General features: G+C 59.3%; 14 protein-coding genes. 8 read left to right on the plus strand and 6 right to left on the minus strand.

Annotation, left to right across the window (positions count from 1 at the left end; genetic code table 11):
- Positions 1–211 precede the first annotated feature (211 nt).
- Positions 212–4060 carry a cyclic di-GMP receptor MorA gene (morA, locus tag C2E19_RS25530; RefSeq protein WP_129395594.1) on the plus strand — a complete coding sequence of 1283 codons (3849 nt, stop codon included), beginning with the start codon at positions 212–214 and terminating at the stop codon, positions 4058–4060.
- A gap of 236 nt (positions 4061–4296) precedes the next feature.
- The gene (gene glyA, locus C2E19_RS25535; protein ID WP_129395595.1) at positions 4297–5550 is read left to right on the plus strand and encodes a serine hydroxymethyltransferase; all 1254 of its coding nucleotides are present in this window, start codon (positions 4297–4299) and stop codon (positions 5548–5550) included.
- On the opposite strand, the gene C2E19_RS25540 is transcribed toward glyA, so the two are convergent.
- Positions 5547–5804, minus strand: coding sequence for a hypothetical protein (locus C2E19_RS25540; protein ID WP_129395596.1), 258 nt, complete (start codon positions 5802–5804; stop codon positions 5547–5549). The genes glyA and C2E19_RS25540 overlap by 4 nt on opposite strands.
- Before the next feature lie 21 nt (positions 5805–5825).
- On the opposite strand from C2E19_RS25540, the gene C2E19_RS25545 reads away from it, so the two are divergent.
- The 5 genes from C2E19_RS25545 (at position 5826) to C2E19_RS25570 (ending at position 10128) form a co-directional block, all read left to right on the plus strand.
- On the plus strand, positions 5826–6398 hold the full coding sequence (locus tag C2E19_RS25545) for a hypothetical protein (RefSeq protein WP_129395597.1): 573 nt from the start codon (positions 5826–5828) through the stop codon (positions 6396–6398).
- Positions 6399–6473: 75 nt separating this feature from the next.
- Complete coding sequence (locus tag C2E19_RS25550; RefSeq protein ID WP_129395598.1) at positions 6474–7028, plus strand: hypothetical protein; 555 nt, start codon at positions 6474–6476, stop codon at positions 7026–7028.
- A 268-nt stretch (positions 7029–7296) separates the two neighbouring features.
- Positions 7297–8610 carry a C4-dicarboxylate transporter DctA gene (locus C2E19_RS25560; RefSeq protein ID WP_129395600.1) on the plus strand — a complete coding sequence of 438 codons (1314 nt, stop codon included), beginning with the start codon at positions 7297–7299 and terminating at the stop codon, positions 8608–8610.
- A gap of 83 nt (positions 8611–8693) precedes the next feature.
- A complete protein-coding gene (locus C2E19_RS25565; protein WP_008078581.1) occupies positions 8694–9398 on the plus strand; it encodes a FadR/GntR family transcriptional regulator in 705 nt (234 codons plus the stop codon).
- A 19-nt stretch (positions 9399–9417) separates the two neighbouring features.
- Positions 9418–10128 (plus strand): GntR family transcriptional regulator, encoded by a 711-nt coding sequence (locus tag C2E19_RS25570; protein ID WP_129395601.1) that lies wholly within the window; start codon positions 9418–9420, stop codon positions 10126–10128.
- A gap of 116 nt (positions 10129–10244) precedes the next feature.
- Here the strand turns inward: C2E19_RS25570 and yjiA are convergent, their stop codons facing one another.
- The 3 genes from yjiA to C2E19_RS25585 form a co-directional block, all read right to left on the minus strand.
- Positions 10245–11216, minus strand: coding sequence for a GTPase (yjiA, locus tag C2E19_RS25575; RefSeq protein WP_129395602.1), 972 nt, complete (start codon positions 11214–11216; stop codon positions 10245–10247).
- 165 nt (positions 11217–11381) lie between these two features.
- Positions 11382–11579: a YbdD/YjiX family protein gene (locus tag C2E19_RS25580; RefSeq protein ID WP_003228401.1), complete on the minus strand. Its 198-nt coding sequence runs from the start codon at positions 11577–11579 to the stop codon at positions 11382–11384.
- A 15-nt stretch (positions 11580–11594) separates the two neighbouring features.
- The gene (locus tag C2E19_RS25585) at positions 11595–13661 is read right to left on the minus strand and encodes a carbon starvation CstA family protein (RefSeq protein WP_129395603.1); all 2067 of its coding nucleotides are present in this window, start codon (positions 13659–13661) and stop codon (positions 11595–11597) included.
- 160 nt (positions 13662–13821) lie between these two features.
- Here C2E19_RS25585 and C2E19_RS25590 point away from each other — a divergent pair, with 160 nt between their 5' ends.
- Entirely contained in the window at positions 13822–14190 is a 369-nt protein-coding gene (locus tag C2E19_RS25590; protein WP_129395604.1) for a PilZ domain-containing protein, read from the plus strand.
- 100 nt (positions 14191–14290) lie between these two features.
- Here the strand turns inward: C2E19_RS25590 and radA are convergent, their stop codons facing one another.
- Together radA and C2E19_RS25600 are read right to left on the minus strand one after the other, a co-directional pair.
- A complete protein-coding gene (radA, locus tag C2E19_RS25595; RefSeq protein ID WP_129395605.1) occupies positions 14291–15658 on the minus strand; it encodes a DNA repair protein RadA in 1368 nt (455 codons plus the stop codon).
- Between the two features lie 46 nt (positions 15659–15704).
- Positions 15705–16238, minus strand: a complete 534-nt coding sequence (locus tag C2E19_RS25600; protein WP_129395606.1) for an ankyrin repeat domain-containing protein — start codon at positions 16236–16238, stop codon at positions 15705–15707.
- Positions 16239–16263: the final 25 nt, after the last annotated feature.

The following is a 16263-nucleotide window of genomic DNA, read 5'->3' on the forward strand; positions in this document are numbered from 1 at the left end:
CCGAGCCTGTTTTCAACGCAGTATTTCCAAGCGCAGTAGTTTTAACAGTGTCTGGGCTCCCGCGTAACCGGCAAAGCTACCTGAATGACCGGTGGCAGTCCAGCCGAGCGGGGCTGGCACTTCGCCACAACTCAAGGCATGCTAGCCGCCCTTTGGGCGTCCGGCTTATAGTGCACGTCGCGCCAGTCCAGCCAGACCGCAGGATTACAGCTTGTCCAATGTCACTCCGCCAGCTTCTGTGAGCGCGTCCAATCCGGCGACCGGCTCGCCCCTGCGCGGAACATTAAAAGGGGCGCTGGCGACACTGGTGCTGTTGCTGCTGGCATTGCTGTTCTGGCAGCTGCTCGATCAACTGCGCGAAACCCAGAAGAACCAGCGCCAGTACACCATCGACTACACCGCCGACCTCGCCTCGCAGGTCAGCCTGAACATGGCGCTGAACGCGCAAATCGCCCTCAACCTGCTACCGATCGTCGAGCAACCGCAAACCGCCGACGAACAGCAGGCACTGTTGCGCAAACTTCAGCAGTCGCTGCCGGATCTGCGCAGCATGGCATTGCTCAGCCCTTCCGGGCGGATCCTCAGCGACAGCGCGGCCGACAGTGCCGACGCCGACTACCTGAGCGAACTGGTCCGGCGCAGCCGCGCCCAAGCGCACTACTTCAGTAACGCCGACGATGGCTCGGTGGTGCATTTGCTGCTGCATCAGGCCAGCGGCAGCACTCGCGGTTATTGGGCCTTGCGCCTGACGCCAACGTTTTTCAACTCGCTGACCAAGCAGGGTGAAACCGGTGCCCGTCCGCTGTGGCTGGTGGAAAACCGCAACAATCACCAGATCATCAGCCGCGATGAGGCACTGCCTTCGGCCAAACCAGGCGTGCTCACCCCCGACGATCTCGCCAACACGGTGCTGACCGTGCCGCTGAGCAGCAGCGACTGGCAGTTGCGTGGCCTGTTCGACCGTCAACGCGTGCTCGAAGAATTGCTCCCGGCGTTCATCGGCAAATGCCTGCTCGGCCTGGCGTTTTCGATGCTGCCGGTGATTGCCTTGCTGAACATGCGCCGCCGCCAGCGCCAGTTGCATGAAGGTCGTCGACGTTATCAGGATATTTTCGAAGGCACTGGCGTCGCCCTCTGCGTACTCGATCTTTCCGGCCTCAAGCAGGTTTTCGACAAGGCCCAGATCCAGACCAGCGATCAGCTCAAGGCCTGGCTCGACCAGCCGCAGCAGCGCCAGCAATTGCTCCAGGAACTGCGCGTCACCGAGGTCAATCAGGTGGCGTTGCAATTGCTCAACGTCAATTCCTGCGAGCATGCCTGGCAACTGCTGATCGACGGCCATCCACACCGCCAGTGCGCCATCGGCAATCAGGTCCTCGATGCCGTGTTGCAGCAACAGGACCAACTGGAGCTGGAAATCAAACTGCCGGACATCAATGGCCGCGACCAGCACCTGTGGATGGTGCTGCGCCTGCCGACCGAGCAGCACGACTATAAAGCGGTGATCCTCAGCATCAACGACATCACCAGCCGCAAGCTGATCGAGTTGTCGCTGCTGGAGCGCGAAGGTTTCTGGTCGGACGTGGTGCGCACCGTGCCGGATCACCTCTACGTACAGGACGTGATCAGCCAGCGGATGATTTTCAGCAACCACCACCTCGGCCAGACGCTCGATTACAACCGCACTGAACTGCATCAGATGGGCGAGTACTTCTGGGAAATCCTCCTGCATCCGGAAGACGCCGATTACTACCATCGCTCGCGGCAGATGCAGCGTCACGCCGGTTACAGTCAGTTGCTGCAATGCCAGCTGCGCTTCCGTCATCGCGACGGCAAGTGGCGGCGTTTCGATATCCGCGAACAGGCGCTGGCGCGGGACAAGCATGATCAAGTCACGCGGATTATCGGCGTGGCCAAGGACATCACCGAGCAGATCGAGGCCAGCGAATCCCTGCGTGACAGCGAGCAGCGCTACCGCATGCTCGCCGAAAGCATCAGCGACGTGATTTTTTCCACCGACAGCAAGCTTTCGCTGAACTACGTCAGCCCGTCGGTGCAAGCCGTGCTCGGTTACGACGCCGAGTGGATTTTCCAGAACGGCTGGCAGTCGACCATCGCCAACCCGCAGCAACTGAGCGGCATCTACACGCTGATGGATCGCGTCAGTAAAGCCCTCGATAAACCCGAACAACTGGCGCTGTTGCGCAGTCAGGTGCAGACGCAATTGTTCCTGTTCGACTGCCTGCGCGCCGACGGCCGCAAGATCCCGATCGAGTTGCGGCTGGTGCTGGTGTGGGACGAGCATGGCGGATTTGAAGGCGTGCTCGGTGTCGGTCGCGATATCAGTCAGCAGCGCCGCGCCGAGAAAGACCTGCGCATGGCGGCGACGGTATTCGAGCACTCGACCTCGGCGATCCTGATCACCGATCCGGCGGGCTATATCGTTCAGGCCAACGAAGCGTTCAGCCGGGTCAGCGGTTACGCCGTGGCCGAAGTACTCGACCAGTTGCCAAACATGCTCACCGTCGACGAGCAACAGGATGCGCACCTGCGTTACGTGCTCAAGCAACTGCACCAGCACAACACCTGGGAAGGCGAAGTCTGGCTCAAGCGCCGTAACGGCGAGCATTACCCGGCGTGGGTCGGCATCACCGCGGTGCTCGATGACGAGGGCGACCTGGCCAGTTACGTGTGCTTCTTCAGCGACATCAGCGAGCGCAAGGCCAGCGAGCAACGCATTCACCGCCTCGCCTACTACGACGCCCTGACGCACCTGCCCAACCGCACGCTGTTCCAGGATCGCCTGCACACCGCGCTGCAATCGGCCGAGCGGCAGAAGTCGTGGGTGGTGCTGATGTTCCTTGACCTCGACCGCTTCAAACCGATCAACGACTCCCTCGGCCACGCTGCCGGCGACCGCATGTTGAAAGACATGGCCACGCGCCTGCTGGCCTGCGTCGACGATGACGACACCGTGGCGCGCATGGGCGGCGACGAATTCACCCTGCTGCTGCAACACCGCTCCAGCCGCGAACTGGCGCTGAACCGGGCGATTCATGTCGCCGAGCAGATCCTCGCCAGTCTGGTGCGACCGTTCGTGCTCGAAGGCCGCGAGTTTTTCGTCACCGCGAGTATCGGCATTGCCCTGAGCCCGCAGGACGGCAATGAACTCAGCCAGTTGATGAAGAACGCCGACACCGCGATGTACCACGCCAAAGAGCGCGGCAAGAACAATTTCCAGTTCTATCAGGCCGACATGAACGCCAGTGCGCTGGAACGCCTGGAGCTGGAAAGCGATTTGCGCCACGCCTTGGAACAAGACGAATTCGTCTTGTATTACCAACCGCAATTCAGTGGCGACGGCAAACGCCTGACGGGTGCCGAAGCACTGTTGCGCTGGCGTCATCCGCGTCGCGGGCTGGTGCCGCCGGGGGATTTCATTCCGGTACTGGAAGAACTCGGGCTGGTGGTCGACGTCGGCGACTGGGTAATCAGCGAGGCGTGTCGCCAGTTGAAGACCTGGCACCAGAACCGCGTGCGCGTGCCGAAGGTGTCGGTGAACATTTCCGCCCGGCAGTTCTCCGATGGCCAGCTCGGCACGCGGATCGCCACCATCCTGCGCGAAACCGGTCTGCCGCCGGCGTGTCTGGAATTGGAGCTGACCGAAAGTATCCTGATGCGTGAAGTCAGCGAGGCGATGCAGATTCTCGCCGGCTTGAAAAACCTTGGCCTGAGCATTGCGGTCGATGACTTCGGCACCGGTTATTCATCGCTGAACTACCTCAAGCAGTTCCCGATCGATGTGTTGAAGATCGACCGCACGTTCGTCGATGGCTTGCCGTCGGGTGAGCAGGACGCGCAGATCGCCCGGGCGATCATCGCCATGGCGCACAGCCTGAATCTGGCGGTAATCGCCGAAGGTGTGGAAACCCATGAACAACTGGACTTCTTGCGTGAGCATGGGTGCGATGAGGTTCAGGGGTATCTGTTCGGGCGGCCGATGCCGGCGAGCCGGTTTGAGGCGCAGTTCAGCAATGACGCGCTCTTCATGTTCGACTGAAGAAAAGATCGCAGCCTTCGGCAGCTCCTACCGGGATTGATGTCGGTCACGGTATTTGCGTGCGCCTCGGATAATGTAGGAGCTGCCGAAGGCTGCGATCTTTTCAGGCCGGCACAATCACCATCTATCTGCGCATGAACGCCACTTGTCTGCGACATGATGTCGTTTCATATGCCATCCAAAACCCGTTGGGTTAGAATGCCCCCCTTTTCTGCCCCCGATCCTTGAGGACCGCCATGTTCAGCCGTGATTTGACTATTGCCAAGTACGACGCCGACCTTTTTGCCGCCATGGAGCAAGAAGCTCAGCGCCAGGAAGAACACATTGAGCTGATCGCTTCGGAAAACTACACCAGCCCAGCGGTGATGGAAGCTCAAGGCTCGGTCCTGACCAACAAGTACGCTGAAGGCTACCCAGGCAAGCGTTACTACGGTGGTTGCGAGTACGTCGACATCGTTGAGCAACTGGCCATCGACCGCGCCAAAGAGCTGTTCGGCGCCGATTACGCCAACGTTCAGCCGCACGCCGGTTCGCAAGCCAACGCCGCTGTCTACCTGGCCCTGCTGCAAGGTGGCGACACCATTCTGGGCATGAGCCTGGCCCACGGCGGTCACCTGACCCACGGCGCCAGCGTTTCCTCCTCGGGCAAGCTGTACAACGCCGTGCAGTACGGCATCGACGCCAACGGCCTGATCGACTACGACGAAGTCGAGCGTCTGGCGGTTGAGCACAAACCGAAAATGATCGTGGCCGGTTTCTCTGCCTACTCGCAGATTCTGGACTTCCCGCGTTTCCGCGAAATCGCTGACAAGGTTGGCGCTTACCTGTTCGTCGACATGGCTCACGTAGCCGGTCTGGTTGCCGCGGGTGTTTACCCGAACCCGGTGCCTTTCGCTGACGTCGTGACCACCACCACCCACAAGACCCTGCGCGGTCCACGTGGCGGCCTGATCCTGGCGCGCGCCAACGCCGACATCGAGAAGAAGCTCAACTCCGCAGTATTCCCTGGCGCCCAGGGTGGCCCGCTGGAGCACGTGATCGCCGCTAAAGCGATCTGCTTCAAGGAAGCGCTGCAGCCAGAGTTCAAGGCTTACCAGGAACAAGTGGTGCTGAACGCCCAGGCCATGGCCGAAGTGTTCATCGAACGCGGTTTCGACGTGGTCTCCGGCGGTACCAAGAACCACCTGTTCCTGCTGTCGCTGATCAAGCAGGACATCTCCGGTAAAGACGCTGACGCCGCTCTGGGCAAAGCCTTCATCACCGTGAACAAGAACTCCGTGCCAAACGATCCACGCTCGCCGTTCGTCACTTCCGGCCTGCGCTTCGGTACCCCGGCTGTGACCACTCGCGGCTTCAAGCAAGCCGAGTGCAAGGAGCTGGCCGGCTGGATCTGCGACATCCTGGCTGACCTGAACAACGAAGCGGTGATCGACGCCGTTCGTGAGAAAGTCAAAGCCATCTGCAAGAAACTGCCGGTGTACGGCGCTTAATAGCGACGTTTAATCCGCAGCATGAAAAACCGGCCAAGTGATTGGCCGGTTTTTTTCGTCTGCAGGAAAGCGATATCGAACCCATCTTCTGGGCTGATCATTTTCTGCGCTTGAAAATTGAAACAATAACTTAAATAAAAACACCCCCACCCACAAAACTTAGCTGCTAGTGTTTGACCGGTACAAACATACACCCCAATAACAACTAAAAATTCATAGAGAAGACTTTTAACAAACTCTAAAAACCCTGTCATTCAGAATTCAAGGAAGAGTTCATGAGCACCAACAGGCAGAAATCCTTTATAGCAACACTGGAACTTGACCGCCATTACCTTGATATTCTCGGGGCGTTATATGAAACACCCATCCTGCGCCTTGACAAATCCTTTTCGGGTGGCTTTTTTACCGGAGCATCCATCAAAATAAATGACGCTCATCTACTGGGGCACCGTCCGCGCGGGGAAGTAAACAATGCTGCGCCGATGAGTATTTACTTCCGCTGCACCGATGACTATTACCACCTCTACATCCGTTCCCACGCCACTCATACCGGCCATTGCATCAGCAAGGATGTCGCCGGCGTGCTGGGTGCCTTCCTGCCGGCAGGCGGCGACACCACCTCGTTCAACCTACTGAGTCTGGATAATCGAACCATCACCCTTGAGGACATGGGACGTGATACCCAGCGAGTTCGGCTCAAGGCCCGCAACTCCGGACACATCAGCGCCGTTCGCCGCCGAGGTGCCCCCTACAGCTACCTGGCCGGGACTGATAACGACGGCATCCCGTTCACGCTGCGAATCATTGAGCGCAACGCATCGTTCCTCAGTGATCCAGATGAAATCTGACCACACAAGCATTTGAATGCTTGCGCCCACTTGCGGCCAAGCGGCTTATCTATTCGCATTAAAAAGAAGACACTAATGAGTACTGACCAGGAAAAATCCTTTACTGCAACCATGAGCACTCGCTTTGGTTACCCGCACTTTCCAAAGTTGACCTATGGCAGGGCAATCAGCACGCCACGTCCGGATTACGAGGTCTTTACCTTCTCCCACCAAATAGATGTTTCAAACTATCTTTTCCTCAAGCCCGATGTCGCTCCCGATGCCTTGACCTTTTATTTCCGGTGCCTCGACGACTATTACACCCTCTACATTTTCACGCCTGGCGAGTATTACTACAGAACCATCAGCCGTGAAGAAAAAGACTTCCTGAATTCTTATTCAACCGAAGATGGAGATCAGACCACGTTCAACTTGCTGAACGCCAAAGGCAACATCATCACCCTCGATGAGATCGACACGGATAACCCCACCGTCAGAATACAGACCCGAGGCGGTGCTCTGCTCTGCGCAGGACAAAGTCGCAGTAAATACGATGCGAAAGTGGGCACGTTCGTGCGCACCAACTCGAATCGCAGTGCAGGTGTTCTGGACTTCAAGCTGAATATCCTGCAGCGCAACGTGCCCTACTGAGCAGATTCACAACAACGAGCCTCAGCACCAAAACAGCCCGGCGAGCATGGCCGGGCTTCTGTATTTGCGGACGTCTTTCCCGCAATCACTGAGCGCAGCACCACTGGTCTGACCGGTCATGCCAATTTTGTGTTTTCCTCTTGTATTCCAGAAAAACCCGAGCGTAGACTGCGCCTGCACTGGACATACCGGTAAGACCACAATAATTAAGTCCTGAATCTGATGCGCCACGCGCACGGCAGTCAGGACACCGACCAGGATTCCTCCCATGCTCAGATGGTGCTCGCGTTCAATCTTCCTCCAAGTGGTTCTCGGACTGATGCTCGGCATCGTCTGCGGGCTGACCCTTCCTGAATACTCCGCCCAGCTGAAACCGCTCGGCGACGGTTTCATCAAACTGATCAAGATGCTCATTGGCCTCATCGTGTTCTGCGTGGTGGTCAGCGGCATCAGCGGCGCGGGCGATCTGAAGAAGGTCGGGCGCATCGGCCTTAAATCAGTCATCTACTTTGAAGTGCTGACCACCATCGCCTTGGTCATCGGCCTGGTCTTTGCTTTCAGCACCGGCATCGGCAGCGGCGCAAATATTCATCTGGAGCAGCTGTCCACCACCGACATGGGTGATCTCGCCGAACGCGGCCAGCACCTGCACACCACCACACAATTCCTCATGGACCTGATTCCGACCTCGGTGATCGGCGCCTTCGCCGACAACAACATCCTGCAAGTGCTGTTGTTCTCGGTGCTGTTCGGCAGCGCGTTGAATCTGGTCGGTGAAGCGGCTTCCGGGATCTCCCGACTGATCAACGAACTGAGCCATGTGATCTTCCGCATCATGGGCATGATCGTCCGCCTGGCGCCGATCGGCGTGTTCGGCGCCATTGCCTTCACCACCAGCAAATATGGCCTCGATTCTCTGCAGCACCTGGGCAGTCTGGTCGGTTTGTTCTACCTGACCTGTATGGCTTTCGTCGGCGTGATTCTCGGTCTGGTGATGCGTGCGTCCGGCCTGCGCCTGTGGCCACTACTCAAGTACCTGCGGGAAGAATTGCTGATCGTCATGGGTACGGCGTCGTCCGACGCGGTGCTGCCGCAGATCATGCGCAAACTTGAGCACCTGGGCATCGGCAGCTCGACCGTGGGCTTGGTGATTCCGACCGGCTACTCGTTCAACCTCGACGGTTTCTCGATCTACCTGACCCTGGCCATCGTGTTCATCGCCAACGCCACCGGCACGCCGCTGGCCATGACTGATCTGCTGACGATTCTGCTGGTGTCGCTGATCACCTCCAAAGGCGCCCACGGCATTCCCGGCTCAGCGCTGGTGATTCTGGCGGCAACATTGACGGCAATTCCGGCGATCCCGGTGGTCGGTCTGGTGTTGGTGCTGGCCGTGGACTGGTTCATGGGCATCGGCCGGGCGCTGACCAACCTCATCGGCAACTGCGTCGCCACCGTCGCCATCGCCCGTTGGGAAAAAGACATCGACGTACAACGCGCCAACAAAGTACTCAGCGGTCAGCAGGGCTACACCTTTCAACCGCGTAAACCAGCAACTCCGGCGCACCAGCAGGAGTTCTGATTTCAACCCCGTAGGAGCTGCCGCAGGCTGCGATCTTTTGATCTTGCTTGCGGCGCACCCAACGGGCTCACGGAGCAAGACCAGTGATCACCACATCAACCGTCGTCAACTCAGTCGTAGAAAAACTCCGCGCCGCCCTCGCCCGTGGCCAATGGCGCTCCGGCGACATGTTACCGGGCCAGCGCGAGCTCGCCGAACAACTGGGCATCAGCCGGCCGAGCCTGCGTGAAGCCGTGATCGTCCTGGAAACCCTCGGCCTCGTGCGCTCGATGCCGGGCAAAGGCGTGGTCGTCCTCGACGCACAATTGAGCGACAGCCAAAGCCACGACAGCGCAGTCGCCGGCGCCAGCCTCGAAGACGTGCTGCAACTGCGTTACACCCTCGAGCCGTTCATCGTCGGCCTGGTCGCGCAGTCGATCAGCAGCAAGGAAGTCGGTCAGTTGCGTCTGACCCTGATGGACATGCGCGAGGCCCTCGAAGCCGGCGACAGCGAAGCCGGGGTCAGTGCCTACATCGCGTTTCACGAGGAGCTGTTCACCCTCACCTCGAACCCGATCTTCCAGAGCGTCGTGCAGCAGACCAGCAACGCCCTCAAGCAAAGTGCCGAAGTATTGCGCAACTCGCCTGAGCACCTGGCCGAACGCCTCGAAGAAAACGAAGCCGTGGTGCGCGCAATCCGCAGCAAGAACAGCGCCCAGGCCAGCGCCGAAATGCGTCGACACATTTTGCGCGAAGGTCAGCGGATGGGCATCGAGCTGAATATTCCGGATGACAACCTGAGTCACTGATTCCTATTGGAGACAGGCCATGAACAGTTTTGCCGCAGCGTCGCACACTCGCCAGACCACGACGCCTCTGCCCTTCTCCCGTCCGCGCGCAGCGGTGGAGGATCTGTATCCGCGACTGTTCGATGCCATTCTCGAACAGCGTATCGATGCCGACAGCCGCTTCACCGAAGACAGTCTGAAAGACATGTTCAACGTCAGCCGCGCCGATGTGCGGCGGGTGCTGACGCAGTTATCCCATGAGCAAGTCATTGTGCTGCGCGCAAATCATCGTCCGCGTGTGGCGGCGCCGGATCGCGAGCAGACCCGGCAGACCTTGCATGCACGGCGACTGACTGAAAGCACGTTGGTGCGCCTGGCTTGTCAGCGTCCGCAGGCTGATGGTTTGCAACGCTTGCGTGGGTTGATTGAGCGTGAGCGGCTGGCAGTTGAGCAGGACCGACGTGGGGCGGCGATTCGCTTGTCCGGGGAATTTCATCTGACGTTGGCGCAGATGGCGGGGAATGCACCGTTGGCGCATTTTTTGGGCAGTCTGGTGCCGTTGACGTCATTGGCGATCGCGCGGTGTGAGGGTTCAGCGCACAGCTGTTGCGCTTGGCGGGAGCATTTGGCGTTGGTTGAGGCGGTGGAACAAGGCGATGCTTCCAGGGCCGGGATGCTGATGAATCGGCACTTGGATCATCTTGAGCAGACGCTGTTGGGTTCAGACCTTGGGCATTGTGCTGTCGGTTAGATCGCCTTCGCGAGCAAGCCCGCTCCCACAGGAGACCGCGTTCTTTCCAGACAAATGCGATCCACTGTGGGAGCGAGCTTGCTCGCGAAGAGGCCATCACTGACAACCAGGAACCATCAGCCTGCAACAACCTTGGCAAACCCCGCCCGAATTTTCTCTTCCGGCAAATCATCGGCGATAAACACAATCACGCTTTCCCGCACTTCACTCTCGGCCCATTCGGTGTCCCAGTCGAAACCATAGAGTTTCAGCACGCCCTGAAACACCAACCGCCGATCTTCGCCGACAATGCTCAGCACGCCTTTGTAGCGCAGCAATTGTTTGCCGTGGTCTTCCAGCAGCTCGTTCATGAACTCGCTGAGCTGATCGATATCCAGCGGCTGATCGGTGCGCAGCACCAGGCTGGAAATGCGATCAATCGATGGCGCCTTGGTCGCCGGACGCAGACTCAAACCGCCGCCAAGATCCGCATTCAGATTGAAGCCGCGCACATCCAGCAGTTCAGCCAGTTCGATGTTGCCGCGATCAACCACACGAATCGGCGCACGACGGTTAATCCGCGTCAGGCGTTCGCTCAGTGCATTGAAGGTGGCTTCGTCGACCAGATCGGTCTTGCTCACCAGCAAGCGGTCGGCGAAACCGATCTGCGCCTGGGCAATGGTCTGGGTCAGATGCACATCCGCGTGCGCGGCATCGACCAGGGTGATGATGCCGTCGAGCAAGTAACGCTCGCGCAGCTCTTCATCGATGAAAAAAGTCTGTGCAACAGGCGCAGGATCGGCCAGCCCGGTGCATTCGATCACCAGACGGTCGAAGGCGATTTCGCCGCTGTCCAAACGCTCGAGCAGCAGATACAGGGCCTTGGTCAAATCGGTATGGATGGTGCAGCAGACGCAGCCGTTGGCCAGGGTCATGACTTGCACGGGTTCGTCGCCGAGCAACTGAGTGTCGATGCCGGCATCGCTGAATTCGTTTTCGATCACGGCGATTTTCAGGCCGTGCTCGGCTTTCAAAATGTGGCGCAGCAAGGTGGTCTTGCCGGCACCGAGGAAACCGCTGAGTACTGTTACCGGGATGGGAGAGGACAAACGCTTTCTCCTTCACAAAATGAATGAACAACACAGAAACAAATGTGGGAGCGAGCCTGCTCGCGAAAGCGGTGTGTCAGTCAAATCAATCATCAACTGACACTCCGTATTCGCGAGCAGGCTCGCTCCCACAGGGGGGATTACCTCAACCTTTGCGCTGTCAGCTCAACAGCACTTCGGCCCACCCTTGCCACCATAACGCGCTTCCTGACGTTCGCGGAAGAACATCTCGTAGCTCATCACCGGTTTGTCCGGGTGCTTGGTTTGCATATGCTCGACGTAGGTGTCGTAGTCGGGCATGCCGACCATCAGGCGCGCAGCCTGACCGAGGTATTTACCGAGGCGACTCAGGTCATTGAACATGGTGCAATCCTCTGGTTACGCGTCCGGCAGGGCCTGGAATGGCGATTCTTTATCCGTACGCTCTTTTTTGCCCCAGGCGGCGATGCCGACCTTGAGCGCATAGAACAGGATACTGAAGACCACGAACAGGAACAGCGCGGTGAGCGTTGCGTTGGTATAGGCGTTGAAGATCACGTGCTGCATCTGATCGATACTCTTCGCCGGGGCGAGAATCTGACCGTTGGCCAGCGCGTCGCTGTATTTCTTCGCCAGCGACAGGAAACCGATCGCCGGGTTGGCATCGAAGAGCTTGATGAAGCCTGCGGTCGTAGTGCAGATCAGCAGCCAGGCCGCTGGCAGCAGGGTGACCCAAATGTAGCGCTGACGCTTCATTTTGATCAGGACCACGGTGCCGAGCATCAGCGCGATACCGGCCAGCATCTGGTTGGAGATACCGAACAGTGGCCACAGGGTGTTGATGCCGCCCAGTGGATCGATCACACCCTGATACAGCAACCAGCCCCACATCGCCACACAACCGGCGGTGGCGATCAGGTTGGCGGTCCACGATTCGGTACGTCGCAGTGCCGGGACGAAAGAGCCGAGCAAATCCTGCAGCATGAAACGACCGGCACGGGTGCCGGCGTCGACTGCGGTCAGAATGAACAGCGCTTCGAACAGGATCGCGAAGTGGTACCAGAACGCCATGGTGTTTTCACCCGGCAGGACACTGTGCAGGATCTGCGCGATACCGACTGCCAGGGTCGGCGCACCGCCGGCACGAGCCAGGATCGTAGTTTCGCCGATGTCGTGCGCCACGGCTTGCAGCGCTTCCGGCGTAATCGCAAAGCCCCAGCTGGAGACCACTTGCGCAACCGAAGCAACATCACTGCCAACCACGGCAGCCGGGCTGTTCATGGCGAAGTACACGCCTGGCTCGATCACCGACGCAGCGACCATGGCCATGATGGCGACGAACGACTCCATCAGCATGCCGCCGTAACCGATGTAACGGGCGTTGGTTTCGTTATCCAGCAGCTTCGGCGTGGTGCCCGAAGAAATCAGCGCGTGGAAGCCGGAAACCGCACCGCAAGCGATGGTGATAAACAGGAACGGGAACAGACCGCCCTTCCACACAGGGCCAGTGCCGTCGACGAACTGGGTCAGCGCGGGCATTTTCAGCTCGGGCATGGTCACCAGAATGCCGATCGCCAGGGCGATGATGGTGCCGATCTTGAGGAACGTGGAGAGGTAGTCACGCGGTGCGAGAATCAGCCAGACCGGCAGCGATGCCGCGACGAAACCGTAACCGACCAGCATCCAGGTAATCTGCACGCCGGTGAAGGTGAACGCTTTGGCCCATACCGGATCAGCGGCAATCTGCCCACCGAGCCAGATCGAACCGAGCAGTAGCAACACGCCGACCACGGAGATTTCGCCGATGCGGCCCGGGCGGATGTAGCGCATGTAGATGCCCATGAACATCGCGATCGGGATGGTCGCCATCACGGTGAAGATGCCCCACGGGCTCTCCGCCAGTGCCTTGACCACGATCAGCGCCAGCACCGCGAGGATGATGATCATGATCAGGAAGCAGCCGAACAGGGCGATGGTGCCGGGAATACGGCCCATTTCTTCTCGCACCATGTCACCCAGGGAACGGCCGTTGCGCCGGGTCGACATGAACAGCACCATGAAGTCCTGCACCGCGCCCGCCAGCACCACACCGGCTATCAGCCACAGCGTACCGGGCAGATAACCCATCTGCGCTGCCAATACCGGGCCGACCAGCGGCCCCGCGCCAGCGATGGCAGCGAAGTGGTGACCGAAAAGAATGTGTTTGTTGGTCGGCACATAGTCCAGACCATCGTTGTTGAGCACGGCGGGGGTGGCCCGACGCGCATCGAGTTGCATCACATTGTTAGCGATGAACAGACTGTAGTAACGGTACGCAACCAGATAAATGGCCACGGCAGCGACCACGATCCACAAGGCGTTGATCGCCTCGCCGCGGCGCAATGCCACTACGCCCAGGGCGCACGCTCCTACGATTGCCAGCAATAGCCAGGGTAAGTGGCGTAGCAGGCTATTATTATTTTTCATTTTATTATTCCAGCCAGGGTGGACAAGAAAGACAGCCACCCCGAGTTTAGCGCTACTGGCGGCAAAGACCATACCCCGACATTGGTCTGAGTGGCCCGTCCACGCTGGCACGCTTGAACAATGCGGGTCTATAGTCAGCGAACCTTCGGAGGATTGCGCCATGAGCGAGCACCCAGCCAATCGTCGTCGCTTCAAACGTATTGCGTTCGATGCCAGAACCGAGCTGAGTCAGGCCGAGTACATCTGGCCGGTCAAGCTGATCGACCTGTCACTCAAAGGGTTGCTGATCGAACGGCCGGAACCGTGGCTGGGCGATGCAGCGCAAGACTTTTTCGTCAGTATCCATCTGAGCCCGGACGTCGAAATCGAAATGGATGTGCATCTGACCCACAACGATCATGGACACTTGGGCTTTGTCTGCCGACACATCAGCCTGGAATCGATCCAGCGCTTGCGGCGGTTGATAGAGCTGAACCTGGCCGATCCGCAAGAGCTGGAACGCGAACTGGGCGCCTTGATCGAAATCTGAACGTTGCCCCTGTAGGAGCTGCCGCAGGCTGCGATCTTTTGACTTTGGTTTGAAGATCAAAAGATCGCAGCCTGCGGCAGCTCCTACAGGGAATCTCGGGTTATTCGAAGAGTGCGTCGAGGGCCTGTTCGAGGCGGGTCACGGCGATAATCTGCAAGCCTGGCGGCGATTCCTTTGGCGCATTGCCCTTGGGCACGATCGCGCGTTTGAAGCCGTGCTTGGCGGCTTCCTTCAGGCGCTCCTGACCGCTTGGCACCGGACGCACTTCGCCAGACAAACCGACCTCGCCAAACACCAGCAGGTCATGCGGCAATGGCCGGTTGCGCAAGCTCGACATGACGGCGGCCATCAGCGCCAGGTCAGATGCCGTTTCCAGCACCTTCACCCCACCGACCACGTTGAGGAACACGTCCTGATCGTGGGTCGGAATCCCGCCATGGCGATGCAACACCGCGAGCAACATCGCCAAGCGGTTCTGATCCAGGCCCAGAGTGACCCGACGTGGATTGGCCAAATGGCTGTCATCGACCAGCGCCTGCACTTCGACCAGCATCGGCCGCGTACCTTCCCAGGTTGCCATGACCACACTGCCCGGGACTTCTTCCTGCGCGCGGGTGAGGAAAATCGCCGAAGGGTTGGAGACTTCCTTCAGGCCCTTGTCGGTCATGCCAAACACACCCAACTCGTTGACCGCGCCGAAACGGTTTTTCACCGCGCGCAGCAAACGCAGACGCCCATCGGATTCGCCTTCGAAATACAGCACGGTGTCGACCATGTGTTCGAGCACCCGGGGACCGGCGAGCGCGCCTTCCTTGGTCACATGACCGACGAGGAAAATCGCCGTGCCGCTCTGCTTGGCGTAACGCACCAGCAGCGCCGCGCTTTCACGCACCTGAGAGACGCCGCCGGGCGCCGATTGCAGTTGTTCGGTGAAGATCGTCTGGATCGAGTCGATCACCATCACCTTGGGCTTTTCCTGCCGGGCGGTGGCGATGATGGTTTCGATGCAGGTTTCGGTCATCACTCGCAGTTGATCCTGCGGCAAGCCGAGACGGCGGGCGCGCATGGCCACTTGTTGCTGCGATTCTTCGCCGGTGACGTACAGCGCCGGCATGCTCTTGGCGAGGTTGCACAGGGTTTGCAGCAGGATTGTCGACTTGCCGATACCTGGATCGCCGCCGATCAACACCACCGAACCGTCGACCAGACCGCCGCCGAGCACGCGATCCAGTTCACTGGAAGCGGTGGAAAAGCGCGGAATTTCTTCGATGCTGACTTCGGCCAGGGTCTTGATCTGTGCCTGCTGCCCGGACCAGCCGGTACGACCGGTCGGGGCTGTAGCGCCGCCGCTTTCGATCATGGTTTCGGTCAGGGTGTTCCAGGCGCCACATTCACCACACTGGCCGGCCCACTTGGGAAACGTTGCGCCACACTCGGTGCAGCCGTACATGCGCTTGGCCTTGGCCATCTCGATCCCCCGGCAAAAATCGCGATGATAACGCAGCTACCGTCGATCAGCGCGGCGCAGCGGTACGGATTTCCCCGCTGGCCAGACGTGTGGCGCTGTTGCCCAGCGGATCCTCGGCATGCAGGTCGGCACCCTTGGCTTGCAGCGCATCGAGCAATTCCAGGCGCTGGAACAACCCGGCGTACATGGCGGCCGTCTGTCCGGCACCATTACGTTGATCAGGGCTGCAATCAGTGGCCATCAGGCGTCGGGCGATTTGCAACTCACCTTTGAAGATTGCCCCCATCAGCGCGGTATTGCCGCGTTGATCCTGCGCACAGGCATCGGCGCCAGCCGCGAGCAGACGTTCCACCGCCGGCGCCTGGCCGTGATAGGCCGCCAGAATCAATGCGGTGTAACCCTTATTGTCACGGGTATCGAGGGAGTAGCCGGATTCAATGAAAGTCTCGAGCATCGGCACGTCGCCGCGCCGGGCGGCGTCGAAATAGTAGTCCTGCAACTGGGCCTTGATCGCCTCGGGGTTCTGTTCGGCCAGCACCGCAAAGGACAGGCAGCCGAGCAGCAAGAAAACAACACGCATAAATCACCTCCTGGAACAGAACGGG

The sequence above is a fragment of the Pseudomonas sp. DTU12.3 genome (genome assembly GCF_004124275.1).
GTDB classification, from domain to species: Bacteria; Pseudomonadota; Gammaproteobacteria; order Pseudomonadales; family Pseudomonadaceae; genus Aquipseudomonas; species Aquipseudomonas helmanticensis.